Source organism: Psychrosphaera aquimarina, assembly GCF_032461525.1.
Lineage (GTDB): Bacteria > Pseudomonadota > Gammaproteobacteria > Enterobacterales > Alteromonadaceae > Psychrosphaera > Psychrosphaera aquimarina.
Window position 1 is genome coordinate 960,148 of record NZ_JAWCUA010000007.1, and the last position, 24,062, is coordinate 984,209.

Here is a 24,062-nt window from a genome sequence, read left to right on the forward strand (position 1 = left end):
CAGTCCTACCTTTGTACTAAACTCTTTAACCAAGATTTAAGCGCGGCCGGCTTTAATGGTTTTGGCATATAACGTACGTCTAAACCTTTGCATGTTTCTTTTAGACTTTCTTCTTTCACCGCAGTGATCAGTGCCGCAGGAATATCCAATTGCCAATGCAAACGCATTTGTTGGATAAGATCTAATCCCGATGTTGTCGACGGTTCAAGTTGGTAATCAATCAGTAACACGTCTGGGCGAACACAATCCGGTAATTGTAAATATTCACTCAATTGCTCAACACTAGAAAAACATAAACATTGGCAGTTCCATTTCCCTAATAATGACTTCATCGCATCTAAGTTCTGTAATTCATCATCCACACAAATCACGTTCATTTTATTAAACTGACTCGACTCGTGTAAGGCAAACTGAGGTGTTTCTTCTGCTTGGTTAGCCTGACCCAATTGAATAGACACACCAAAACAAGAACCTTTCCCCAATGTTGAGTTTAATTTTATTGGACATTTTAGTTGTTCACTCATACGGTCGACCACACCTAACCCCAAGCCTAACCCTTTAATGCTGCCCGAATGAGTTCTGAAAAATCTTGGAAAACGTGTTTTTGATCCGGTATAGAAATCCCTTCTCCGGTATCCCAAACTTCTATTCTAATCGCATTTTTTTCCAAGCGCATACCAATGAGAACTTTACCTTTTTCGGTGTACTTAACCGCATTAGAAAGGAAATTTTGTAATATTCGTCGCAAGTAAGTTGCATCACAAAACACAACTACGTCACGCCAATGCTCTATAAACTTGATGTTTTTTTGTTGGCACTGTTGTGCAATTTCATCACATAGTGGCCGCAATACCGTACTCAATTTAAAATGACTAAACGTGGGGATCAACGCACCTTGTTCTAGTTTTGAAATCTCTAACAAGGTTGCTAACAACCCTTCCATCGCATTTAATGATTGATCAACTTTATCTAAGGTTTGATGTTGTGTTGTTGTCAGTGAGTCTTCACTTAACGACGATAAATACAAACGAGCAGCATTAAGCGGCTGTAAAACATCGTGACTGGCAAGGGCTAAAAATCGCGTTTTAGATGCGTTTGCTTGTTCGGCTTCTTGTTTGGCTAATTTTAACTCTTGAGTGATTTCGCTTATTTGATCAACACGGCGTTTCACTTTATGTTCTAAGTTGATATTGGCGTCTTTCAGTGCCTGTTCGGTTTCAACGAAACTGGTTATGTCATTAAAACTCGTTACAAAACCGCCGTTAGGTAGTGGGTTACCGTTCATTTCAATAACTCGCCCATCACCGCGTCTACGAATAAAGCTGTGTTTTTGACTGCTCTTTAAATGTGAAAGGCGTTTATTGACTAATTCATCTATATCACCGTGACCACATTCTCCCCGTTCTGCGTTAAACTGAATGAGATTTCTAATAGGCAACCCCACTTTGACCATTTCTTTTGGGTAATCGAATAGTTCTAAATATTGTTTATTCCAAGCCACTAAGTTCAAGTCACGGTCAATAACACTGACACCCTGACTTAAGTTTTCCAACGAGCTAAATAAAATAGCCTGATTGGTTTTTAACGCTAAGGTGGTGTCATCAAAAAAGTTAACCACATCTTCCACATCTAACTGCTTGCCGGATAACAAAATGTTTACTAATGACTGTGCTGATGATGCCCCTAATACCCCAGCTAACATCCGCTCACAATATTCCACAAAATGATGGGTGAGTTCTTCTTGGTCTTTTAACTTAACCGCTACCGTACCTTCTTTTGCGGCAAGCTCTTCTTGGTCTTGTTCATATTCCATCAGCAATTGCTCGCACCGACTGTTCCCCAAGAAAGTTAACAATAAGTCGGTTAAGTCTTTTACACTGGCGCTGGTATGAACTAACTTTTGGCGGCCAATTGGCACTTTAACATTGGGATGAACAAAAGCAGCAGCCTGTATTTTGTCAATTAATCGCTCAGTAGCCATTAACGAAAATACATAATAAGCAAGCGCATTCACAATTAAACTGATGATAACCCCTTGGCTAATAATACCGCTGTGATCAACCACATCACTGGCTGAGGCCAATGGCATAAGTAAAAACATCATCCAACTTAAAAAGCCTAATAACAAACCAGCATAAACACCATTAGCATGGCCTTTTCGCCAATATAAGCCTCCCACAATAGGTGGTAATAATTGGATCACCAAAGAAAATGCAATCAAACCAATACTATGTAACGTTGCCTGATTTGCCCACGACTGATAATAAGCATAAGACAAGAGTAAAATGGCACCTATGGTAAACTGACGCAATCGCACAACCCTAGATTGATAACGCCCTTGAGCAATGATTTGACGGCTGTCTCGTTTTAACAACAAGGGCATAAACACGTCATTTGTGATCATGGTACTGAGCGTTAACGTCGCGACAATGATCATCGCACTGGCCGCCGATATCCCCCCTAAAAATACAAACAAGGTAGCCCAGTTACTATTCACGAACATAGGCAACTGCATTGTATAAATGTCTTTATTAACCCCAGTATCTAATAAGAAGTAATGACCCGCTAATGCAATAGGAATAATCGCCACAGCGGTCAAAATTAAATACAAAGAGAACAACCAACGGGCGGTATGTAAGTTTTGAGAATCACTATTGTCCACCACCATGACATGGAACTGACGTGGTAAACATAATATTGCAGCACCTGCCATAAAGGTTTGAACAATAAAGTCAGTGGTAAAAAATCGATCGACTGACCAGATCTCCTCAGGCATGGGAGGAAGATTTACAATTTCAAAATCATAAAATAAGGTTAACGCAATACTCGCAGAAACCACCAATCCTAATAATTTAAACAAGGACTCAAACGCAATCGCAAATATAAGCCCAGACCGATATTCTGTCACATCTGCTTTTCTGGCTCCGTATAAAATAGCAAAGAGCGCAATGATCAAGGTGGCTAAAAATGCAGAGTTTGATTCGCCAGTACCAACACTGTCGTTAGCCAAGGTTAACCCAGAGAAACTGGCGTTAATGGATTTAAGTTGTAGTGCTATGTATGGAATGATCGCTAACGTCGCTATCGCCGTGACTAATAAAGCGGTTTGTTGGCGTTTACCATAACGGGCTGAAATAAAGTCGGCAATAGAAGTCACATTTTGTTTTTTGGATACTTGCACCAGCTTTTCTAAAACCGGATACCCAAACAATAACAATAAAATAGGCCCCAACAAGATAGGTAAGAACTGCCAACCGTCTGTTGATGCAGTACCTACCGCGCCAAAATACGTCCAACTTGTGCAATAAATGCCAAGTGCTAACGCATAGATAAAAGGATGATGTGTGATCTTTTGTGATAACGGATTATTAGTTCTGTCGCCCCATCGAGCGATAATAAACATCAGCCCTGCATATATACTTGATGCAATTATTATCAAAATGGTCATTCATGCTTCCTTAAAATATTGCACACACAATTGATTACACATTTAAAAACGCAATTAAATTAACACATCTTTTAATTGCATGTTGGCGGCGCACTTTGGCTTTATCATAGTGAGATAAAGCTCTGCGGTTGCAATCGCATCAGAAAGTGCATGATGTTGCTGGTAAAATGGCAATTGAGCTCGTTTTCTTAAATTCTCTAATGTTAAATCTTGTGGATCAAATGGAAAGTCCTGACGAGCAAACTCTTTTTTAGCCAAACACAAAGTATCTATCATAGGTATAACGGGCGCAACACCATATAATTCAATACAGGCTTGTTTAATAAATTCGCGTTCAATTTGATTAAAATGAACCAATAAAACTTTTCCTGCAATCTTCATTAAAAATGCATCAAAAACCTGTTTTAGTGACTTGCCATTTTGAGTTTCATTATCTGTAATTGTATGTATTGCTACATTATCAGCCGACAAAGGTTGTTCTATTGCGATGATCTCATGAAAACAACTGCCAAGTTGGATTTGTCCTTGAGCCATGTTTACACAACCTATGCTTAACAGTTTATCTTTTACCGCATCCAATCCAGTTGTTTCAAAATCCACAGACACTATTTCCACCGAAGACAATTCGCTGTTTAATGCGGGCATAGGCACTGACAAAAACGCATACAAATTATTGCTTTTATCTATTTTATTTAATAACTCGACTCTTCGTGCCTCATACTGATGGCTCGCCGGAGTAAATAGCCAATCCAAAAACACTAGAGTACCGCCTGTCTTACATCTTGTAATGATTTAATAACCTTAAACGCATCTTTTAAATGTGTGCGTTCCAACCGAGAAATATCCTTAGGTGACAGGTAATTATTAACCGGTAAGTTTGATCCATGTTTTTTCAGATACAAACTTAACTTTAATTGCACTAAAAACTCAAAGGCATCAATTAAACTAAGCGCGGAAGAACGGCTCACCACACTATTACCTAACTTATGCTCCGACACTTTTTTTAGCCTTTCGATAGTCGACGTCTCTTCAATACCCAGTGCCAGTGCGTATATTCGAGCCAGATCAACAATAGGTGCAATGGCGTTATGTTTTAAATCCATGGTAGATTTATTTTCGCCACTGGAGATTAAAACAAAATCTCTAATAAAGCCCAATGGTGGTCTATTGCTCTGCATATTTTTACTTAAATGTGCCAAGAACAAAGTGCTCTTCGAGGTTTTAGACAATACATATTGTTTTATATCATCAATTAATTGTGAGTCTCCGTAAACCAAACTCAAATCAAAAAAGATGCTTGAGTTTAATAACGCCTGAGGCGATGGCGTGTCTATCCAAGTTCTAAAATACTCACGCCACACACTGGCGGTCTGTCGCCATTTATCGTTACTGGCCATGACATTGCCTGGACAATAAACAAAACCACATAAATTTAACCCATCACAAACAAAGTCCGCCAACTGTTTAAACCAATCAAGTTGTTCCGGTGATACTGAGTCACTAATAATCAAGCCATTATCTTGGTCGGAATAAGCCAACTGTTCTTGCCTTGCTAATGAACCAGCGGAGAACCAAGCAAAGGGCACAGGGGCATTCCCCAATTCTTGTTGAGCCAACTCAATTAGCTGAATGGTTAATGCTTTACTGAGCGCACTAATACTTTTACCTATTTGTAAGCCCGCTATACCCAACTTGGTCATTTTAAGTTGAAGATCAGGTAACATAACGCCCACTTTAACCAATTCATCCACCGTTTTTGCGCGGCGGATCACACTAATTAAATGTGCTGCATTTTGCGCTTCTTTGTGCATTAAGTCGGTAATTGTGATCACACCAAATAAGTGACCGTTTTTAGTCACTGGCAGGTGATGAATGTTTTTATCAATCATCATAATCAATGCATCAAAAGCAAGGCTATTGGCATCAATACTGATGACGTTGCTGGTCATAATCTCATTAACCGGTGAAGTGAAAGGCAAACTTTTAGCCACACATCTGACCCGTATATCTCGGTCGGTAATGATCCCTAAGTCACTTAAATGGGTTGCGCCTTCATTTTTTAATACCACTAAACTGGAATAACCTAACTCCGTCATTTTTTCAGCTGCTTGCACGATAGAGTGATGTTGTGGAATGGTCGCTGCTGACTTAGAAAGTAGATCACCCACCAATGAGTTATTTAATGGTGAGGCACTTAACTCTGTAGCGTGTTGACTAATAATGGTTTGTTTTAATCGAGTTTCAGGCGATGCTGTTAAAAATTGCAGTACCTCTGGAAAGTCATTTAATAACGGTAGAATTGAATCTAGTGATAAACAATATAATAACGCATCTTCCTCAACGACTAAGATAGCATCGTCATTTAAGATAAGCTGACGACAAAGATCGCCATCCGAATACTTTTCTATTGTCTCTATAGGATGATCAGAACCAGAGGACTCTTCTCCACTCTGTTTTTTTGCTAACACCCCTTTTTTAACTAATAAGATAGTGCCTTTTAGTGAAGCTGTCGTGGTTAATTCTTGTTCAGCAGTAACATAGGTTATCGTTATGTTTTTGACCAGTTGCTGTACGGTGGCTTTGGGTAAAGTATCAAACGGCGGAATTTGCTGTACAAACATTAAGTGCTCTATCAGTTCATTACCCATAACCCTTCCCTAAAACAATTTATATACACATTTTCATTATATGTATTTTTACACATGCTTTATTTTTAAAGGGTTCTAGTTTGATATACAACAATTAAATCATCACTTTAGACTAAAGTTTAATACCGCATACTCAATGCCGTTGTTAATGTAATTTTAGTTGGTTGGTGTATTGATGTTGTTGAAAGTCACAGGTTAATTTTCTACGACAATTAATATACGAATTTTCTCTTTGAAGTTAACAAAGATTAATTTGGAGTGAGTCGTGGAAAATAAAACGTCATATTGGCAGGAAAATCTTCGCCTAATATTCATCTGTTTAATTGTCTGGTTTGTAGTTTCATTTGGTTTTGGAATACTGCTAGTAGAACAATTAAACGAATTTAGATTAGGTGGTTACAAGCTTGGATTTTGGTTTGCACAACAAGGTTCTATCTATACATTTTTAGGTCTAATTTTTTGGTATACCAAGAAAATGAATGACTTAGATAAAAAATATAATGTGGAGGAAGAATAATGGAACAGTTAAAACTCTTTACCTATATCGCCGTATTCGGATCCTTCGCAATGTATTTTGCCATTGCCTGGATGGCACGAGCAAAATCAACCAGTGACTTTTATGTTGCCGGTGGTGGCATTACACCAATGCAAAATGGCATGGCCATTGGTGCCGACTGGATGAGTGCCGCGTCGTTTATATCAATGGCAGGTTTAATCGCTTTCCTTGGTTATGGTGGTTCTGTATTTTTAATGGGTTGGACCGGTGGTTATGTATTACTCGCTATGTTACTTGCGCCTTATATGCGTAAGCACGGCAAGTTCACGGTACCTGAATTTATTGCTGACCGTTATTATTCTAAAACTGCACGTATTGTTGCGGTTGCTTGTTTAATAATTGCATCGTTAACTTATATCATAGGTCAAATGAAAGGGGTGGGCGTTGCCTTCTCTCGTTTCTTAGAAGTGGAATATGATAACGGTTTATACATAGGTATGGGCGTTGTTTGGGTCTATGCGGTTTTAGGTGGCATGAAAGGTATTACTTACACGCAAATAGCTCAGTACTGTGTACTAATTTTTGCATATACAATTCCAGCAGTATTTATCTCGTTACAACTAACCGGTAACCCTATTCCACAACTTGGTTTAGGCAGTACTTTAGCTGACGGCAGCGGTATGTATTTACTCGACAAACTTGATTTAGTTGTCACTGACTTAGGCTTTAAAGAGTACACCACAGACAACATGGGCGGCACATTAAACATGTTCGCTTATACCTTATCTCTAATGATTGGTACTGCGGGTCTTCCTCACGTAATCATGCGCTTCTTTACGGTACCATCTGTTAAAGCTGCACGTTCTTCAGCAGGTTATGCACTAGTATTTATCGCGTTACTTTACACTGTTGCTCCGGCAGTAGGTGCGATGGCTCGTTTAAACCTTATGAATACAATTGAACCAGTTGCAGGCCAAAATTTGGAATATGAAGCACGCCCTCAATGGTTTAAAGATTGGGAAAAAACAGGTCTATTAAAATACGAAGATAAAAATGGCGACGGTAAAATTCAATACACGGCAAGCAAAGAAACTAATGAAATGGTGAAAGTTGACCGTGACATTATGGTTCTTGCTAATCCTGCTATTGCTAACTTACCAAATTGGGTTATTGCATTGGTTGCTGCAGGTGGTATTGCCGCTGCACTCTCAACCGCAGCCGGATTATTGTTAGCCATATCCTCGTCCGTGTCACACGATTTAATGAAAGGTGTATTAACCCCTGACATTTCCGAAAAATCCGAACTGTTAGCGGGTAGGGTTGTTATGACAATATCTATACTGGTGGCCGGTTACCTCGGCCTCAATCCGCCCGGATTTGCAGCAGGAACCGTGGCATTGGCATTTGGTTTAGCAGCGTCGTCGATATTCCCTGCACTTATGATGGGTATATTCTCTAAACGCATGAATAGCCAAGCCGCTATCTGGGGTATGTGTTCTGGTATCGGTGTGACTATGTTGTATGTATTCCAACATAAAGGCATTATGTTTATCCAAGGAACAGACTTCTTAGGAAGCCTAGATCCAAACTGGTTCTTCGGAATTTCTCCTAACGCATTTGGTGCTGTAGGTGCAATCGTAAACTTTGCTGTTGCCTTTGCTATCCTTCAATTTACTGATGATGCGCCAAAAGAGATCCAAGACATGGTGGATAACTTTAGATCACCAGTTGGCGAAGTCGCTAGCGCACATGATCACTAAAATTTAAGGTTTACCTTTTCTATCTTTGGCCTCTTTATAGAGGCCTTTTTTGGTATAAGTAGTTGATGGATTTAATATGAACAAACATACAAAAGTCGCGTTATTTGTTGCCCCAGTGTTAATCGTTTTAGGTTATATATTGTCGGACATTTATGTTGAGACCAAAGCCTACGAAGATAAAGTTGTACAACTATTACCTATTGATAATTGCGATATCATTAATAAATCATGTGTATTAGAAGCAGACGATTTACAAGTCAGTATTTATGACGAAAACGGGACCACCTTTATTAATTCAACCTTCCAGCTGACCAAAGCAACCTTGTTTTTGGTGGATGAAAATGGAATGGCTACTGGTGTAAAACTGCAAATGCACGACAATCCCTTTTACTGGAAACACGAAACCCAACTTCGCCAATTCATTGCCAACAAAGGTCAGCAATATAAATTAAGACTGATTGCTGAGATTAAAGGTGGCAAGTATATAAGTGAGTTTTATTCAAAAACCTTATAGAAATAAGGCGCAGTTATATTTATCGATTTAGCACCATAAGGTGATAACTATTCTCATTTGCAATCAAAGCAAAAAAGATTAATATGGCTGTTAATATTAATCTACGCACTTCCTATTACCCTTTTAGTTAAGTAATTTGTTAATTAATCAGCTCTCTTAATTTAAGGCTAATATTGATTTGCCGTTCATTACCTACCGACTTTATACAAGGTAAATAAAATGCGCTTTTTAAACACGGCCCTTGCTGTAATACTCATCGTTACTTTATCGTTAATCAATGTGGCGTACGCTGAACGTAATTTTGGTACTGGCGCAGATATGACACAACTCGCTAAAATATCGAGCATATTAGCCGCTCCAGAGCGTTACATGAGTTCACCGATTACGGTTGAAGGCGCCATTGTTAAAGTGTGTAGCAAACGTGGTTGTTGGATGGAGTTAGCGTCGGATAAAAAATTTCAAACCTTAAGAATTAAAGTCCGTGACGGCGATATGGTGTTTCCTATGGCGGCGATGGGCAAAGTAGCTTATGCCACTGGTCAGTTAAAAGCATTAGAACTTAGCCTAGAACAATCAAAAAAATATTTAGCCTATTTAGCCCAAGAAAACGACGAACAATTTGACGCTAATTCGGTCACCCAAGCTATGACCATTTATGAATTGTCGCCAACGGGTGTCACCATTAAAGACTAATGGCTATTAAAATAAATTGGTTTAAATTAAATCGCAGTTTACACAGAGATATTGGTTATTTTTGTATTGGCTTAACCCTTATTTTTGCCATATCAGGTATCGCCCTTAATCATGTGGATGACTGGAACCCTAATTATCAAGTCACCCAACAACGGCATTTCATTCCTGATATTAATACCAAAATTGACAATGACGATTTTGAATCTTGGTTATTGTCAGAACTGAAGCTTGATACCTCGGTCAAAGCTCGGTTTTGGGAATCACCTAAAAAGTACAAAATATTCACCAAACACAATCATACATTGCTTATTGATACCCAAAAAAACAATGTCGTTATAGAGCAAGTTACCCCTCGTTTTTTATTAAAAAGCTTTAATTTCTTACACTTAAACGAAGCCAAAAGCGCTTGGACTTATTTTTCAGATCTGTATGCCGCTATGCTGATTTATTTGGCCTTGTCAGCCCTATTTATGGTCAAAGGCAAAAATGGAGTGAAAAGCTTACGGGGATTATTAGTGCTTGCTGGATTTTGTGTGCCTGCTGCATTTGTCATAATATATTCGTACTAAATGACCCTAACCTTTTTTAATTGAATACTTAGGAAAAAAGATGTCTGAGAAAAAAGTTACATTTGAGTTTGAAAAAGCAACTAAGAACAGTGTTCGTTACAAAGAAGTGCCAGAAGAAGGCATGCCACCAATTATCGGCAGTATATATGTGCAAAAATGGTTTGCCGGTGATACTAAAAATATTGAAGTGGTCATAAACAAAAAAGATTAATAAAAAAGGCTTATGAAATAGAGACTAAGCAAAATTTCATCTCACCAATAAATAAGCCTGTACTCACTTAAAACATCAATACACCATAATAATCGCCTAGTTCAGGCGATCTTATGCAATGTCTAATTGCTGAATCAGTAAGAAAACTTTATCATCCCACCCAGATTATACTAAGTACTTAAGGCTCAGCATGGCAGTGCAACAATATGCTCCAGAATTAACCATCACCCAAGTTGGCGTTAATGACGGAGATTCAATAGATTCAGCACAACAACGTGCGGTAACTAGCCACAAAATAGATCCATCTGCGCCCAAAATAGTGCTTTCTACCCTGAATGCCAAATATATCCACGCTAGTTTTGGTTTACGTTATCTGTACGCTAACTTACAAGAATTACAAGAGTTTTGTGAAATTCAAGAATTTGTTATTAATGCACGCCCGTTGGATATTGTTGAGCAAATATTAGAGTCTAAACCCGACATTGTTGGTTTTGGTGTATATATTTGGAACATAGTCGAAACCACAGATGTGGTTAACTTATTAAAAGTCATCGCACCAGAAGTTAAAGTCGTATTAGGCGGCCCAGAAGTGAGTTATGAAACGGAAGGTCAACCTATCGTTAATACTGCTGATTTCGTATTAACTGGCCCTGCTGATTTAAGTTTTTATCAACTATGTAAAGACATCATTAATAACAATGAACCTAAACAAAAGATCTTAAAATCCAAGCCTATTGAATTAAATGATATTGAACTGCCATACCAATATTATACCGATGAAGATTTAAAAAACCGTTTACTTTACGTGGAAGCATCTCGCGGCTGCCCGTTTAAGTGTGAGTTTTGTTTATCGTCTTTAGACACCGCCTCCAACCCATTTGATTTAGATTTGTTTCTTGGCCAAATGGAAATTTTATATCAGCGTGGCGCTAGAAACTTTAAGTTTATCGACCGAACCTTTAACTTAAACATAAAAACCACCATGCAGATCATGCAGTTTTTCTTAGATAAAATGGATGACAATCTTTACCTGCATTTTGAAGTGGTACCGGATCATCTACCAAGAAAATTAAAAGAGTTGTTAAGTCAGTTCCCAGAGAACAGTTTGCAGTTTGAAATTGGCATTCAAACCTTTAATCAAGAGGTTCAGGCCAATATAAGTCGTAAACAAAACAACCCTAAATCTAAAGAAAACCTAATTTGGTTAAAAGAAAATACAACGGCGCACATCCATGCGGATCTTATCTTTGGGTTGCCAGGTGAAACCTTTGATACCTTCAGAGATAGCTTTGATCAGCTGTATCATTGTTACCCTCATGAAATTCAATTGGGGATATTAAAACGGTTAAAAGGCAGTCCTATTATTAGGCATACCAATACCTTTGATTTACGTTTTAACCCTTTGCCACCGTTTAATATATTAAGCACAGACAGAGTAGACTTTGCCACCATGCAGCGCATAAATCGCTTTGCTCGTTTCTGGGACATGATTGGCAATTCAGGCCGCTTTAAACATTCACTACCTATCATTATTGCTGATCAACCATTTGATCACTTTATTGCGATTGCTGAATGGATATTTGAAAAAACAGGGCAAACTCATAAGATCAATCTTAAAAAGTTATACGAGCTAATTTCCCAAGCGGTAGAAGCTTTATTCCCTGAAAGACACTTACAAGTAATTGAAAAAATTGAACTGGATTACGCAGCGTCAAAACTAAAAAGCCACTTCCAAACCTTAGATTTATACGCGGTTGAAAAGGTAGCATCAAAAAGCCAAAGTAAGTTACTGCAAAGACAACAAAGGCATATGAGTTAAGGGCAGTTGGAAGCTATAAGCTGTAAGCTGTAAGCTGTAAGCTGTAAGCTGTAAGCTGTAAGGAAAAGCGAAGAGCAGTTGGGAGTTTCGAGTCTCGAGCCTCGAGAAAGCAACGCCCTAATCAGACCGATAATACAGAGCGAAGATATATCTTTACTCTAATTAATTTATGGACAAAAGTGAGTTTGAAATTTAACGCCTGAATAATGTGTGAGCAAGTTTGGTGGCTTTTTGCGTTGTTTGACAAAACCATGACAACAAAAAATTGTCGGTGTTAAGACGCTTGTATGGCATACATCAACCGTGGTGTCGACGGATATGCTTTACTAAACCTGATTCGTTAAACTCTAATGAGACAATATTAGTTTTACTATATTCAATGGTTTTATCTAGATGTGCTGGCTTAACTTTACCTATTTCAGTCATTTTAATAAAAACAACATTAGCCCCTACCATAATTTCGTTTATCTCAATATTGCTGTTTATAATTTCATCTTTTAGTTTACCAACCAAATCTGAACGGAGTTTCGACTTATCAGTATACGTAAAATTATATTTAACATGCTCATCAATGAAATTATCAGATAATAGCGATAAAAAATGGTCTATTTCTTTAATGGTTGTATTTGGTTGTTGACGTGCATTTTTGGCTGATACAAATGCCTTTGCTTTTTCGATTAACTGTTCTGCAGTGAACTTCTCATTTGCAGAAATTGAAAAAGACAAAATAAGGAATATAAATACTAAAGTTAACTTTTTCACTGAACTCTCCTTGTATGCCAAACGCCGCAAGCACACGCCGGAGGTTAATGGCGCTTTTTTTGCTCCGCAAAAAAGGTGACAGTAACCGGAGGTCTTGTGCCTTGCCTTGTTAGCATTTTTAGTACGGCGGATAAAAGGAATTTGGGCTTCTATGTCCGAACTCCGAGTCTCTAATACACTGCTGTAGAATAACATCCCTAAGCTCAGTGTATCCTTCTTTTAAATCGAATATACAAATAAGAAGGGACAAGTTCAAAAGCGTTCCGCCAATCGTTTGGAAATTCGTTGTACCATGCAAAGATTGATTTCTCCATTTGTATATTAGGTCAAATGGATCAGTATCTTCATCTAATCTTTGTATGCTGGATCTGAATTCATCTAGTAGCCAAATTAACTCATCATCAGCGACATAGTTATATAGTAAAAAGAGCAAATCTCTAAGGCTTGAACATTGCTTACTAACTTTTCCTTGAATCCCATAGTTTCTATCTCTTCCATTTTTACCAACGATTGTAAATTCAGCTTTCACCTTTCCGTCTAGACCGATATATTGATGACAGACTCTTTTAACGACTGCTTCCAATAATGGAAAAGCTAAATATGCTAGGGATAGAGATGAGTTTTGAATAAAATACTGAGTATTATGTGGAATTTGCTGAGCAATGTTGTTTTGTCTCTCCCATTCTTCATGATTCAATGATGGGTTTCGACAACCACATAAAGAAGCCCTTATGCATGTTTCAAAGAGTGACCTTATTTCCCTTTCTTCTAGAGAAAAATATTCAGAGTGATAAGAAAATATTACCTCTCCACACCATGACCATAATCCATAGTGATCTTGATTAATAACCGTATTCATTCCTGGTAGTAACAAGACTTTTGAGAGACCATTTATTGCAGCCACCAACTCTTCAAAACCAACTTCATGAAATTGAAGGCCATTCGCCAACAATCTATTTTTTTCGGTTTCATGCCCCATTACAAAACCACCACCAGGTTGTAATGCAGCCTCACACCAGTTATCACAAAGCGTTTTAATTTCTTCCACTGAAATAGACATTTCTCGATAATTCCTTAATGCTAACGCCCGCGTAATAGGCGCGAGCTTGCGAGCGTCCTAATTGACGCGTTTGTTAGCTGCTTTTTATTACGTTGAAAAATGAGCATGGCATGTCAGGCCCAAGAAAAGTTAAAGGATTCTTGGGGCCAAGTACATATTCAGGCCATTCTTCAGACAATTTTTGTACAGTATGATCATCACTATTGATAGGACGATGTGTTGTCATTGAATTCTCAGCGAGATTGATCAGGCCATCAACGATTTCACAAACTTTATCACTACCAAGTATTGCTGGAATAGTTACTCGAACCGTACTCGAAAATGTATCCAGGCAAATATGAATTAATTCTGCCTTATACTTACTTGCTGTCGCTAAAAACCTAGAGTAGTCGAACTGTCTGCTATCTCGTAGATGAATGCTAACGTCATATATATAGCCTGACGTTCCATCAATTACTGCCGATTTTTCGGCCCATCTCCTTCTCAGTGAAGAGATAGATACAATGTATCTCAAGTCTCGGGGAGCCGATCCGATTTGAGCCCATTCGTTAGGAGCAACTTCTTTGAACGAAAATGGATCCAGATCAACATATGTTTTTGCAACTGCATCCCTATCAGGAGGCAGTATCGGCTGCAAATCATTATAATCAGTACAAAACTTCCAGAATCCGTTATCAATATCCCTCATGAGTTGTAATAAACGTTCAATGTCATCCGTGTGGCCACTTCTGAAATGAGCAACTCTGTTCCTTATGTGTACAATTTCATCTAACTTCACTTCCCATACGTTCTTCGGAGGCAAGTATTCGGAGAATAGATCCCAGTTATTCTGAATAAGTTTAACGAGCTCAGTAAATGTGGTAAAACTTAGCGGGTTATCATCGACTGTTGGCATATGAGTAACGGCTTTATCTGACTCATAGGTTTTTTTAGTTTTATTAAAATTGAACCAATTTCTACCTTTCTTCGTTTTTAATTCAACATACACCATTTCCCTCAGCCACTTTTCAAGTTGCCGAAGGCGTGCGTATAAAATGAGGGCGTTTTCATCAACCTCTGAAATTTTTTCCAACTCTGAGAACATAGCTCCTCACCTTGATTGGCAGCTAACGTCGTTAAACAGAGGTTATTTATAGCAGTTCGCGTAGCGATTTTAAATAATCCTCTGCTTTAACTTTGTTTCGTGGTAGCCAGACCTTAGTCGTTTTGGCTGCGTAGATTGGAAACTCCAAAATTAAGTGGTACTTGAACGGGAGTTCAGATCCTTAAGCTTAGATAGAGGCCAATGAAAAATGACGTCGATTTTCAAAGGCCTCTATCTAAGCTTAAGGGATTGAAAAACAGTATAGTTCCGTCAAGTTTCTTTGTTAGATTTTATAGCTATAAAAATAGAAATTTAATGCTGATTTAATATACAGTTAAATTCTCTATATGGACTATAATATCTAGGTCTTAACCTTTCCAATTCCATCGAAACAACTTAATCAGAGGACGATTGCCTAAGTTTCTGACAACGCGGTTCCTCTTATTTATTTTCACTATTAGTAACAAACCTCTACCGCATTTACTACACCTTTGTTACGTAACAACTCGGTTTTTTGAGATCCCCAAAGGATGGGCATTGTTCCTGTTTTCTTGACTTGGTATGAAACCCTCGAAAACTGTGTATAAACACAATCAAGATAAAAACTCGACTACTGTCTAAACTAAATAAGACGACATAATTTTGATCTTTCATAGGTCCAAAATTTCATTAAAAAAGCAGCACTAGTTACTAAGTGGCGCTGATATAAGCACTGTGCAATCTCAACTAGGACACTCAAATGTTAAAACGACTCAAAAATATACGCACGTCTAACAGCAAGTGGCTAATGGAGTTGTCAGTAAGTTCTCTCACAAGTTGAGGAGGGGTGATTAAAGTAGCGAATAATTTCTTTTTGCATCTGCCCAAATTGAACGCCATCCATTAATCGGTGGTCACCGGTAAAACCCGCCTTTACTGTTTTGATGGCTTCAACTTTATCATTAATTACAAAAGGCCTTTTTTTAAGACTTCCTAAAGCAACGACCATTGGAATGTTGGTGTAAGGTGCGATAGGTACAATAGCGTTGTCGATACCAAATGAACCTACATTGGATATTTGAATGCTGCCAAATACATCTCGCGGACTACCGAATAATGGAGACCACAGGTTTAACTTGTATTGAACAAACTTAGAAATGTTTAAAAAGGTTCGGCTAAATATCCCAGGCATTCTATTAAACACGTTTTTAATAACTTTAAACTCTGGATCATCCAATTCTGTTAATATTTTTAGCTTACCTTCTACTTCCTTGGAAAATTGTAATAAGGATAAATCTTGGGCTGTTCTGATCACAATTCCTGATAAGTTATCTCCTTTAACTTTATCAATGGCTACATGTAAAAATATGTCGACATCTTTTCGTTGGTATAAACGACCAAACCTAACGGACTGGTTTATATATGGATATTTTTTAATAGTTTGAGCCATGACCCAAGAAAAATATTGTAATACATTGCATTGGCAATTATTGTTTTCATTGAACTCTTTCAAAAAGGCTTGTACTGGCTCTATATTGAGTTCTAAGGTTGTGTGAGTACTTGAATCTCCAGTAGGTCTCCAAGAACCAAGAGATATTTTACGCCAAGGTGAGATAGGTTTGGACGATTTGTATTGTACATTTTTAGTAAGCCACATATTAAGTTCCTTGTTAAATATGGATAGCATTAAACTCTATGGATGATATTAAAAGATTAAAAAATAACATAGTTGTTAAATACCCTTTTTTGCTGGTTTTTTTTGCAGCAAAAAATCCTTTTTGGGTTTTTGTCGGTGCTTCACCTTTATTATTTTACTTCTTGAGTCAAATTGAGGCCATTAACTGGCTAAGTATTATTTGTATCACATTGGGCTTGGTTTTTTGGACTTTTTTAGAGTATGTGATCCATAGATGGATATACCATATAAACATAAATAGTCGTAAATTACGTTTCGTCATTGATGGCTTTCATTTTTACCATCACCATATTATGAATGATAGAAGAGTCTTAAATGCAGGCTTTCTTACGTTATATTTGGTTTCTGCATTGATACTACCTCCATTTTATTTGATATTTAATTTAACTCCACAACCAGAGTTATTTTACCAGTTTGCTCTAGGTATATTAATGGGCAACTTATTTTATGAATTTGTTCATTTTCAAATACATTATAAAAGGCATTCCAGAGGATACTTGCGCAGTATTCAAAATTATCATTTATATCATCACCAAAAAAGATGGAACAAGAACTATGGAAACACCAGCAGTTTTTGGGATCGTATCTTTAATACTTATGATGCGTCATTCAAAACATTTAAATTAAGTGAAAATGTTAATAATCACTTTATTAAGTCAGAACCAACTAATATGGCGTGAAAATTAGTCGTTCGTCTGATCCGAGATAGAAACATGGTGTGCATGGCTGCTTAATTACAATGTTGATCTAATGTCCCGACAAATAAGTTCAAGCAACTCGGTTATATCCTCAAATTATCCACACAACTCAAGTTACCATTAGGAGCCATCACTTTTAATGGTGATACAAAAAGTAGCTACTGATCCTGCAATTAACCGTGCAATTGCCCCTGCAATTAACCGTGCAATCAATTGCTTTTTGGGCTCAGTACTTTCCCTGCCAAACCTTTGATATCAGACCCTTGTTTAATCAATTGGCCATTAACCCAGACATACTCAAAACCTTGTGACAACTGATGTGGGTTCTCATAACTGGCCATTGCTTTGACTTGTTTAGGATCGAATAATAACAAGTCTGCGTAATGCCCTTCTTTAATCAGGCCTCGTTTATTAAGTCTCAAGATCTCAGCGGCTTGCCCTGTCATTTTATTAATAGCTTGGGGTAGGCTTAATAAACCTAATTTATTTACATATTCATCAATCACTTTAGCAAAGCTGCCATACCCTCTTGGATGAAACATAGTTGGGCTACCATCAGAACTAAAACTTAACCATGGCGCCCTAATTAAATGTTGTTGTAATTCGTTATCCATAATGAAGTAAGCTGCAGATGCGCCATGTGGACCAATGTCTTCTAACAATACTGACTCAAACGGTTTATTAAGCTTATCTGCAACTTGTTTTAACGTTAAACCTGCAAATTTCCCCGAGCCCAATAACGTTGCTTCAGGTCCATTACGGCTTAATACTCTATTTTTTAGGTGCTCTAATAATGCTTGTTTTTGTGTGCGGTTTAACTTGTTCACTTGTTCCTGAGTTTTTGCCCACTTAGGAAATAACAAAGCGATTCCTGTATAACTGGCATTATAAGGATACAAATCGGCTGTCATTTTGTATTGGTTAATATATTTTATTATCTCTTGAGCACGGAAAGCGCCTTTGCCATAAACCGATTTTAAATGAGAGATATGTACCCGAGCAAACTCACTCTGCTGCACTAATTCATCAATAGATTTAAATAACTGATCATCATCTTCATTACGCATATGGCTCATGATCACGCGGTTATGCTCACCCACTTTTTTGGCTAACGCGAGTAGCTCATCGGTTTTTGCGAACAAAGCAGGGTTATATTCTAGCCCTGTAGACATGCCAAACGTGTGGGGTAAAAATTTGTCTAAAACATCTAGCATATTATTTAACTGTGCTGCTTTTGGCTCTGGATTTTGTCCGATGCCAGCAATAACTCGCAAACTACCATGACCAATAAATGGAATAAGATTAACCCCAACACCGCTATCAGCGACCTGACCACGCCATCCTTCAAAATCTTCTATATACCTTGAAAAACCATCTTGTCCTAAGCTAATGCTGGTGACTCCCATAGCAATAAAATTAGCAAACTGGCCATGGGTTAATGGGTTTCCATGCGCGTGTAAATCAATAAACCCAGGGGTCAACACCCGATTTTTACCATCTATGCTTTTATAATTATTGGGGTTGGGGAGTTTTGATTTCCCCCAAGCTATATGTTGAATTTTATCGTTAGTGATTATCACCGATGCCAACCTTGGCTCTGCGCCACTGCCATCCACTAATTGCACATTATTAATAATATATCCAGATACTTCAGCATGTATAAACGCACTAAATAAAAGACTGCTTATTAGCAAATAAGTTAATTTTTTCATGCTGGTTCCTATCTTAATTTTAAAGTTTGATTGCTGATAAAGCATCAAACCCATATGAGATCGATTAAGTTATGGTTAGTTAACTATATTCTTAAAGAATAAAACGACCTGTTTACTAAACGCTCTAAAATGGCAAATGATAGTAATTGATGATAATCAGAATTGGATCAAACTTAAAGGAATAATTTATTTCAAAAAATAAAAAGTTGAAGAAAATATTATTCCTGTTATAACAATAATAAGAATAATAATCATACAAAAGTTATAAATTCATGCTTAGTCTAAAACCTTATTTAAAATTATGTTTATTGATCACTGCGTTTCAAATTGCAGGTTGTCAAAAAAATACAAACCAAGATGTGTTAGAACAATCGTTTTATCACAATGTTGAAGGCGTTACAGAACAAAAGTTACACCCTGAATATTGGATAGCTAAAGCGACACAGCCTTCAAAAGTCATTATGTCAGCTGAGAAAATAAATGAATTTAATGCGTTGCAGTTTCAGTCAAAAAAATATCTAACTGATCCGTTAACCTACCCCTCTACTATGGTGGGAACAGAAGTCACCGCGTTAATTAAAGAGATCAGCAAGCCGTCAAAATACGACCGATTTTATCCCGATGGCACCAAGTTGACGCAGGCACATTATCAACCATATTTAGATGAAATGGCGTTGGATAAAATCAGCGCTGAACAAACTATTGGTTTTGCATTAGTTACAAAGCGCGCCGTTATGCGGATGTTACCTACTCTGGATAGAGTGTTAAATTCTGGAATGGATTACGACATAGATAGATTTCAAGAAACCGCTGCCTTCCCAGGTGAAGCTTTAGCCATATTGCATACAAGCAAATCTGGCGAATGGATGTTCGTTCAAAATTATAACTACCGAGCTTGGATCCAAACTAAACATTTAGCTGTTGGTGAAAAGGCCGACATAGAAAAGTTTAAACACAGTAAAGACTTTCTATTAATTACAGGGGCAAAGGAGTTCACAACGTTTAACCCTTATGACGAGTCTACATCTGAGGTTCAATTGGATATGGGCGTGACTCTGCCACTAGTAAGTTATGAAGATTTTGAAAAACATGAATTAGACAGACTTAACCCATATACAGGTCACATAGTGCAATTACCAACAAGGAATGCTGACGGTACATTAACCATCAAACCATCATTAATACCAAGAAGCGCTGATGTAAATATTGGTTACTTAGCTCACACCAAAGAAAATATTATCAAACAAAGTTTTAAATTTTTAGGCGAAAGATACGGTTGGGGCCATGACTTCAATGCTCGTGATTGCACAGGCTTTGTTGGTGAAATTTATAAAACATTTGGTTTTTTAATGCCTAGAAACTCAGGTCAACAAGGCAAAGCTGAATTTGGCGAAAATATACGTTTTGACAAAGGAACCCCTATCAACACCAAAATGCCAAAGTTTATGTCTATGGAAGCAGGCGACTTAGTGTATTTACCAGGTCATGTGGCTATGGTATTAGGTTATGACGATGATAAGCCATTTTTAATTCATGATGTACATGGTTTAGGTTATCACAACAGTCAGGGCGAAAAAGTCAGCGGTATTTTAAATGGCGTTTCCGTTACACCACTTTTAGCTTTTGAAAGTTACCTTAAAGGTATTTACAACATTAAGAAGATTAAATAATCACTATGAAAATAAAAGATATAAAAATCGGCATAATAAAAGTACCGCTAACAACGCCATTTAAAACGGCAATTAGAACGGTTGATTCAGTTGAAGACTTAGTGATTATTATTGAAACCGACACGGGTCACCTTGGATACGGAGAAGCGCCACCTACTTCAGTCATTACGGGCGATACGTTGGCCTCCATGCAAGATGCCATCAACAATCATATTAAACCTAAGATATTAGGTGTCGACATAGAAAACTTAAACTTTCTATGTGAAACAATACAGAGTGCTATGGTCAATAATTTAAGCGCAAAAGCCGCCGTTGAAATTGCCATTTACGACCTTTGGGCTCAAATGTTGAACTTGCCATTATACAAAGCGCTAGGTGGTGGAGAGTCAAAATTAACAACCGATCTCACCATCAGCGTCGACTATATCGACAAGATGGTTTCAGATGCGGTGATTGCGATAGAACAAGGTTACGAAACATTAAAAATTAAAGTGGGTAAAGACATAGGGTTAGATATTGAACGCGTAAAAGCAATACATGCAGCCATTGATGGCAAAGCCCTTATCCGCTTAGACGCTAATCAAGGTTGGACAGCGAAACAATCGGTTCATGCTATTCAAACCTTAGAAAATGCAGGCATACACTTAGAATTAGTTGAACAACCGGTAAAAGGTCGTGATATTCAAGGTCTTAAATATGTTTACGATAGAGTAAATACACCTATTATGGCCGATGAAAGCTCATTTGATCCTAGGCAAGTTATCGAGTTAATTCAAAATCAGGCCGCGGACATTATTAATATTAAATTAATGAAAACCGGTGGTATTTCACGTGCCATTCATATCGCCGATATCGCTGCTAACTTTGGCGTTGAATGTATGATGGGTTGTATGTTGGAAAGCTCAATTAGTGTTTCTGCTGCCGCACATGTGGCTTCAGCAAAATCAACCTCAATACAAAAAATCGACCTAGACGGCCCTATGTTATGTCAATACCCATCCATTGAAGGCGGTGTCATATTTGACAGATCAGATATCACTCTTAATAACTCACCTGGCTTAGGAATTAAATCGGTGAAAGATTTAATTTTGATTTAACTTAGGAGCACAATCGCTTGAAATATTTATCAATACTTTTCCTTAGTTTCACTTTGGCGGCTTGCTCTGGGGTATCAAATCAAGAGTTTTCGGAAATGCTGAATCGTATAAATACACAAATTGACCAGGGTCAATTCAGTACAAGTAAAGTAGAAATAACAACGTTACTCAGTGATGGCACTCTTAATGAAAAACAAACAGCACAGCTGAGTTTTGAACTGGAGCGTATGGTTAGAATTGAAAAAGATTTTGTATCTAGTTTTGCCGATATTAAAAGCTACTTAAAAAAATACGCTACTGATGTGACCGACAAACAAATCGCTAAATGGGATGAAAATGGCGAATTAGAATTTCGTGTTATAGACGGCAAAAAACGTTATTTTAAAAATGCGGGTTACAACTTATTTCAATTGAATGACGATGCTGTTTCCCTACGAGAAGGCTATACCCGTTTTATCGACAGAGGGCCTTTATACAAAATTAACCAACATCATGTTGATATCGTCAACGACACATTAAAAACGAAAAGTGAGTTTGCTCAAAGCAACCAAATCACCATTAAGTACACGTTAACGGTTGATGCTAATGCAGTACCAGCAGGTGAGCTTATTCGTGTTTGGCTCCCTTTTCCAAGAGAAATAAAGGATAGGCAAACCAACATAAAACTAACGGCCAGTTCACATCAAAACCCAATTATCGCCTCAGATGACAACTTACAACGTACTATCTATTTGCAAGCTAAAGCTCAAGCAGATATGGCTGAACAATTTTGGGTTGAATACAGTTATGAAACCAACGGAGTTAGCCACAATATAGATGCGAATAACGTTAAACCATTCACTAATATACCTGACCATTTACAACAATATGTCACAGAACAATTACCCCACATAGAGTTTACACCTGAACTTAAACAACTTAATAAACGTTTAATTGGCGACGAAACAAATCCATATAAAATTGCCCAAAAACTGTTTCAATATGTGGACAGTAAAAAATGGGGAACATCTATTGAATACTCAACTATACGCAACTTAAGTCAACACGCGCTTGCAGCACCATATGCAGATTGTGGGCAGCAAACCATGTTACTTATTACGTTACTCAGAATGAATGGCATTCCAGCAAAATGGCAATCAGGTTGGGAGTTTTCAGCAGACGCGTTTAATACGATGCATGACTGGGGAATGGTCTATTTTGAACCATATGGTTGGGTTCCAATGGATGTTACCCATGGCATATTAGACAGTAGCGATGAACGTTTAAAATGGTTTTATTTAGGCGGTCTCGACAGTTACCGACTCATTTTTAACGACGACTATTCACAACCATTATATCCTGCCAAACAACACTTCCGATCTGAGACTGTAGACTCACAAAGAGGCGAAGTTGAGTGGTCAGGTGGCAATGTGTATTTTGACCAATGGGATTACGACATGCAGTGGCAAGTCACGCCTATTCAGTCATCATTTAGCCTATCTGATTTAGGCACTGAACAAGTGGTTTTAGTGATTACTGATATTGACAGTGCTATTCAAGGTCGATTAACACGGTTTGAGAAACAGAATGGTCAATGGCAACAACAATCAGAGTCACACGATATAGTTGTTGGTCGAACTGGCTTAGCATGGGGCTTAGGTTTACATCCAAAACAAGACGGTTATCACAAACAAGAAGGTGATGGTAAAGCACCTGCGGGGATATTTAATTTAACCTCGTCTTTTGGCTATTTAGATAACATATCGACCAAACTTGATTATCAACAAATGAGTTCTGATAATTTTTGCATAGATGTCAGAGGATCGCAGTTTTACAACCAAACGGTCGATCGTTCGGTTGTCGGTGAGGAAGCGATAAAAGGCTCAAGTGAACCTATGCGCCGAGATATTCACAGTAAAGATCACTTGTACAAAAAAGGGATTTTTGTTGCTCACAACCCTAAAAATATTTCTGACCAAGGCAGTTGTATATTTGTTCACTTGTGGCGAGGTGAAACCAAACCAACCGCGGGTTGCACAGCCATGGATGAGTTTAATATGGATCAGCTACTCTCTTGGTTAGATAAGAGTAAAAAACCAGTTATGGTTGCCTTAACTCAAGCGGATTATGAAAGATTAAAAAAGGAATGGGAACTGCCTTAAAGATT

The 24,062-nt window shown here is 37.8% G+C and carries 18 protein-coding genes and 2 pseudogenes; 12 read left to right on the forward strand and 8 right to left on the reverse strand.

Annotated elements, in window-relative coordinates:
• Positions 1–5: 5 nt before the first annotated feature.
• From RT723_RS10845 to RT723_RS10855, 3 genes and pseudogenes are all read right to left on the reverse strand, one after another.
• A pseudogene (locus tag RT723_RS10845) lies at positions 6–3,448 on the reverse strand (PAS domain-containing hybrid sensor histidine kinase/response regulator).
• 54 nt (positions 3,449–3,502) lie between these two features.
• Positions 3,503–4,207, reverse strand: a complete 705-nt coding sequence (locus tag RT723_RS10850) for an exonuclease domain-containing protein (RefSeq protein WP_315947100.1) — start codon at positions 4,205–4,207, stop codon at positions 3,503–3,505.
• A complete protein-coding gene (locus RT723_RS10855) occupies positions 4,207–6,096 on the reverse strand; it encodes a DUF294 nucleotidyltransferase-like domain-containing protein (protein ID WP_315947102.1) in 1,890 nt (629 codons plus the stop codon). Before RT723_RS10855 ends, RT723_RS10850 begins: the two co-directional genes overlap by 1 nt.
• A gap of 265 nt (positions 6,097–6,361) precedes the next feature.
• On the opposite strand from RT723_RS10855, the gene RT723_RS10860 reads away from it, so the two are divergent.
• The 7 genes from RT723_RS10860 (at position 6,362) to RT723_RS10890 (ending at position 12,158) form a co-directional block, all read left to right on the forward strand.
• On the forward strand, positions 6,362–6,613 hold the full coding sequence (locus RT723_RS10860) for a DUF4212 domain-containing protein (protein WP_216054662.1): 252 nt from the start codon (positions 6,362–6,364) through the stop codon (positions 6,611–6,613).
• The gene (locus RT723_RS10865) at positions 6,613–8,352 is read left to right on the forward strand and encodes a sodium:solute symporter family protein (RefSeq protein ID WP_315947103.1); all 1,740 of its coding nucleotides are present in this window, start codon (positions 6,613–6,615) and stop codon (positions 8,350–8,352) included. Before RT723_RS10860 ends, RT723_RS10865 begins: the two co-directional genes overlap by 1 nt.
• Before the next feature lie 76 nt (positions 8,353–8,428).
• Positions 8,429–8,866 carry a hypothetical protein gene (locus tag RT723_RS10870; protein WP_315947104.1) on the forward strand — a complete coding sequence of 146 codons (438 nt, stop codon included), beginning with the start codon at positions 8,429–8,431 and terminating at the stop codon, positions 8,864–8,866.
• Between the two features lie 219 nt (positions 8,867–9,085).
• Positions 9,086–9,559: a DUF4920 domain-containing protein gene (locus RT723_RS10875; protein WP_315947105.1), complete on the forward strand. Its 474-nt coding sequence runs from the start codon at positions 9,086–9,088 to the stop codon at positions 9,557–9,559.
• Positions 9,559–10,128: a PepSY-associated TM helix domain-containing protein gene (locus RT723_RS10880; protein WP_216054658.1), complete on the forward strand. Its 570-nt coding sequence runs from the start codon at positions 9,559–9,561 to the stop codon at positions 10,126–10,128. Before RT723_RS10875 ends, RT723_RS10880 begins: the two co-directional genes overlap by 1 nt.
• Positions 10,129–10,168: 40 nt before the next feature.
• Positions 10,169–10,339: a hypothetical protein gene (locus tag RT723_RS10885; RefSeq protein ID WP_216054657.1), complete on the forward strand. Its 171-nt coding sequence runs from the start codon at positions 10,169–10,171 to the stop codon at positions 10,337–10,339.
• A 190-nt stretch (positions 10,340–10,529) separates the two neighbouring features.
• Positions 10,530–12,158, forward strand: coding sequence for a B12-binding domain-containing radical SAM protein (locus tag RT723_RS10890; protein WP_216054656.1), 1,629 nt, complete (start codon positions 10,530–10,532; stop codon positions 12,156–12,158).
• Positions 12,159–12,455: 297 nt separating this feature from the next.
• Here RT723_RS10890 and RT723_RS10895 read toward each other — a convergent pair whose 3' ends face one another.
• From RT723_RS10895 to RT723_RS10905, 3 genes are all read right to left on the reverse strand, one after another.
• Entirely contained in the window at positions 12,456–12,920 is a 465-nt protein-coding gene (locus RT723_RS10895) for a nuclear transport factor 2 family protein (RefSeq protein ID WP_315947107.1), read from the reverse strand.
• 118 nt (positions 12,921–13,038) lie between these two features.
• Positions 13,039–13,980 (reverse strand): hypothetical protein, encoded by a 942-nt coding sequence (locus tag RT723_RS10900; RefSeq protein WP_315947108.1) that lies wholly within the window; start codon positions 13,978–13,980, stop codon positions 13,039–13,041.
• 73 nt (positions 13,981–14,053) lie between these two features.
• Positions 14,054–15,064, reverse strand: a complete 1,011-nt coding sequence (locus RT723_RS10905) for a Swt1 family HEPN domain-containing protein (RefSeq protein ID WP_315947109.1) — start codon at positions 15,062–15,064, stop codon at positions 14,054–14,056.
• A 687-nt stretch (positions 15,065–15,751) separates the two neighbouring features.
• Between RT723_RS10905 and RT723_RS10910 the strand changes: the two are divergent.
• Positions 15,752–15,838: pseudogene (locus RT723_RS10910) on the forward strand (tyrosine-type recombinase/integrase); the annotation flags it as partial.
• Between the two features lie 22 nt (positions 15,839–15,860).
• On the opposite strand, the gene RT723_RS10915 reads toward RT723_RS10910, so the two are convergent.
• The gene (locus RT723_RS10915) at positions 15,861–16,700 is read right to left on the reverse strand and encodes a 2-oxo acid dehydrogenase subunit E2 (protein ID WP_315947111.1); all 840 of its coding nucleotides are present in this window, start codon (positions 16,698–16,700) and stop codon (positions 15,861–15,863) included.
• 38 nt (positions 16,701–16,738) lie between these two features.
• On the opposite strand from RT723_RS10915, the gene RT723_RS10920 reads away from it, so the two are divergent.
• On the forward strand, positions 16,739–17,419 hold the full coding sequence (locus tag RT723_RS10920; RefSeq protein ID WP_315947112.1) for a sterol desaturase family protein: 681 nt from the start codon (positions 16,739–16,741) through the stop codon (positions 17,417–17,419).
• 227 nt (positions 17,420–17,646) lie between these two features.
• On the opposite strand, the gene RT723_RS10925 is transcribed toward RT723_RS10920, so the two are convergent.
• Positions 17,647–19,149: an N-acyl-D-amino-acid deacylase family protein gene (locus tag RT723_RS10925; RefSeq protein ID WP_315947114.1), complete on the reverse strand. Its 1,503-nt coding sequence runs from the start codon at positions 19,147–19,149 to the stop codon at positions 17,647–17,649.
• Positions 19,150–19,421: 272 nt separating this feature from the next.
• Here RT723_RS10925 and RT723_RS10930 point away from each other — a divergent pair, with 272 nt between their 5' ends.
• The 3 genes from RT723_RS10930 to RT723_RS10940 all read left to right on the forward strand — a co-directional run bounded on the left by RT723_RS10930 (position 19,422) and on the right by RT723_RS10940 (position 24,057).
• The gene (locus RT723_RS10930) at positions 19,422–20,819 is read left to right on the forward strand and encodes a C40 family peptidase (RefSeq protein ID WP_315947115.1); all 1,398 of its coding nucleotides are present in this window, start codon (positions 19,422–19,424) and stop codon (positions 20,817–20,819) included.
• Positions 20,820–20,824: 5 nt separating this feature from the next.
• On the forward strand, positions 20,825–21,916 hold the full coding sequence (locus tag RT723_RS10935; protein WP_315947116.1) for a dipeptide epimerase: 1,092 nt from the start codon (positions 20,825–20,827) through the stop codon (positions 21,914–21,916).
• A gap of 95 nt (positions 21,917–22,011) precedes the next feature.
• A complete protein-coding gene (locus tag RT723_RS10940; RefSeq protein ID WP_315947117.1) occupies positions 22,012–24,057 on the forward strand; it encodes a transglutaminase domain-containing protein in 2,046 nt (681 codons plus the stop codon).
• The last annotated feature ends 5 nt before the right edge of the window (positions 24,058–24,062 follow it).

Bases quoted from the DNA above. Each gene is read 5' to 3' on its own strand.
- RT723_RS10855 (WP_315947102.1), bottom strand. From the start codon at position 6,096: ATGGGTAATGAACTGATAGAGCACTTAATGTTTGTACAGCAAATTCCG.
- RT723_RS10865 (WP_315947103.1), top strand. From the start codon at position 6,613: ATGGAACAGTTAAAACTCTTTACCTATATCGCCGTATTCGGATCCTTC.
- RT723_RS10870 (WP_315947104.1), top strand. From the start codon at position 8,429: ATGAACAAACATACAAAAGTCGCGTTATTTGTTGCCCCAGTGTTAATC.
- RT723_RS10875 (WP_315947105.1), top strand. From the start codon at position 9,086: ATGCGCTTTTTAAACACGGCCCTTGCTGTAATACTCATCGTTACTTTA.
- RT723_RS10880 (WP_216054658.1), top strand. From the start codon at position 9,559: ATGGCTATTAAAATAAATTGGTTTAAATTAAATCGCAGTTTACACAGA.
- RT723_RS10885 (WP_216054657.1), top strand. From the start codon at position 10,169: ATGTCTGAGAAAAAAGTTACATTTGAGTTTGAAAAAGCAACTAAGAAC.
- RT723_RS10890 (WP_216054656.1), top strand. From the start codon at position 10,530: ATGGCAGTGCAACAATATGCTCCAGAATTAACCATCACCCAAGTTGGC.
- RT723_RS10900 (WP_315947108.1), bottom strand. From the start codon at position 13,980: ATGTCTATTTCAGTGGAAGAAATTAAAACGCTTTGTGATAACTGGTGT.
- RT723_RS10905 (WP_315947109.1), bottom strand. From the start codon at position 15,064: ATGTTCTCAGAGTTGGAAAAAATTTCAGAGGTTGATGAAAACGCCCTC.
- RT723_RS10915 (WP_315947111.1), bottom strand. From the start codon at position 16,700: ATGTGGCTTACTAAAAATGTACAATACAAATCGTCCAAACCTATCTCA.
- RT723_RS10920 (WP_315947112.1), top strand. From the start codon at position 16,739: ATGGATGATATTAAAAGATTAAAAAATAACATAGTTGTTAAATACCCT.
- RT723_RS10925 (WP_315947114.1), bottom strand. From the start codon at position 19,149: ATGAAAAAATTAACTTATTTGCTAATAAGCAGTCTTTTATTTAGTGCG.
- RT723_RS10930 (WP_315947115.1), top strand. From the start codon at position 19,422: ATGCTTAGTCTAAAACCTTATTTAAAATTATGTTTATTGATCACTGCG.
- RT723_RS10935 (WP_315947116.1), top strand. From the start codon at position 20,825: ATGAAAATAAAAGATATAAAAATCGGCATAATAAAAGTACCGCTAACA.
- RT723_RS10940 (WP_315947117.1), top strand. From the start codon at position 22,012: ATGCTGAATCGTATAAATACACAAATTGACCAGGGTCAATTCAGTACA.